This is a genomic window from Oscillibacter sp. PC13 (assembly GCF_900115635.1).
Taxonomy (GTDB): Bacteria; Bacillota; Clostridia; order Oscillospirales; family Oscillospiraceae; genus Oscillibacter.
Genome location: NZ_FOXE01000039.1, coordinates 1 through 1,394, shown reverse-complemented (window position 1 = coordinate 1,394; position 1,394 = coordinate 1). Strand labels below are relative to the sequence as shown.

Sequence of the window (1,394 nt, the reverse complement as noted above, 5' to 3'; positions counted from 1 at the left end):
AATCTTGCTAATGTAAAAGTCAAGGGTAAAATAAAAAAGTTTAGGCTCCAACAGCCTAAAAAGGGTGCAAAAACCAAACCCACAGTGGTTGTGGATTTGAAAATAACCTGTATAATGAGATCTAGATTTACTGTTGCTTTAGTGTTTCCATTGCTCTGGCATAGTAGATCCGGAGAAACTTATTAACGCCGGCCATCTTGGCTACGTTATAAGGTTTTCCTTCCTGCTCCTTCTTTAGGACGAATTGAAGGACAGGGTCGTCTTGAGGTCGTGTAAGTTTGAGCGCCTGCATGACCTCAAAACAATACTTTCTGAGAGCCGCATTCCCACGTTTTGATATGTGGCGATTGTGGCTCTCAAACGTTCCAGACTGGTATGGAGGGGCGTCATTTCCTGCGTATGCATTGAGTGCCTTGCCGCTGTGAAAACGGCGAATATCTCCAATCTCCGCAAGAATGAGCGGTCCGAGTCGTTCGCCGACACCGGCCATGGAACGAAGAACCGCGTATTCAGGCAGGGTTTCTGCAAGGGTTTGCATCTGCCGAATGATGGCGTCAGCAGCCTTTTGCGATTCACAAACCAGATCCGCGCACTGGTCTTGTGCAGCCAGGGTGTATTCATTCTCGCCGCGTGTTGTAATGCTGTTGAGTGCCAGCTCATAGATGGCCAGACCGTATCCGTAGGCATGACGGTTGCGAGACTTCCGGGCAAGCTTGTCGTAGCTATCCAGAAATCTGGTCTTGCCCATTTTCTTAATACGGTCATAGGACTTAAACCGCTTAATAAATAGCATGGTAAGGCTTGTTTCGGGGTCTCTGGTCGTTAATGACAGCAATTTTGTGATACCCGGCATGGTTTCATCCAACAGGTTGATGAGGAATACCTTGTTTGTTGTAAGGGTTCCCATGCGTTGATCATACTGCCTTGCAAGGAAACGAAGATCCTCGTATTTCTGATCCATTGAAGTATGAGGAACCAGAGAATATCCTTTCTCAAGAGCATACCTGGCAATTCGCAGAGCATCTTTTTTATCCGTCTTTGCTTTGCGCAGCTCCATGTCTCCATACTTTTTCATCTGGTATGCATTGATGAGGCAAACAGATAACCCCTCTTCCTCAAAAGCTTTCAATATGGGGTAGTGGTAATGGCCGGTATTCTCCATGAGGATTGTTACCTGCTGGTTCTGGTCTTTAAGGTACTCGATTAGGGCTTTCGTTTCAGACTGATTGTGATGGAACTCGAACGGTTTCGTGTGTACTGTTCCATCCTGATTCAGAATTGCTGCAGCGCTTTTTGACTTTGATACATCGATACCGACAGCAAGCATTGGCATTCCTTCTTTCGTTTTTGGTATGCGGTTATCCAGCTCTTTCCAAAGTACGCACATATTCAAT

The 1,394-nt window shown here is 46.0% G+C and carries 1 protein-coding gene; it reads right to left on the bottom strand.

Annotation, left to right across the window (positions count from 1 at the left end; genetic code table 11):
• Positions 1 to 127: 127 nt before the first annotated feature.
• Positions 128 to 1,394, bottom strand: a 1,267-nt coding sequence (locus tag BMZ81_RS13785) for an IS110 family RNA-guided transposase (RefSeq protein WP_242942660.1), incomplete at its 5' end; no start/stop codon positions are given.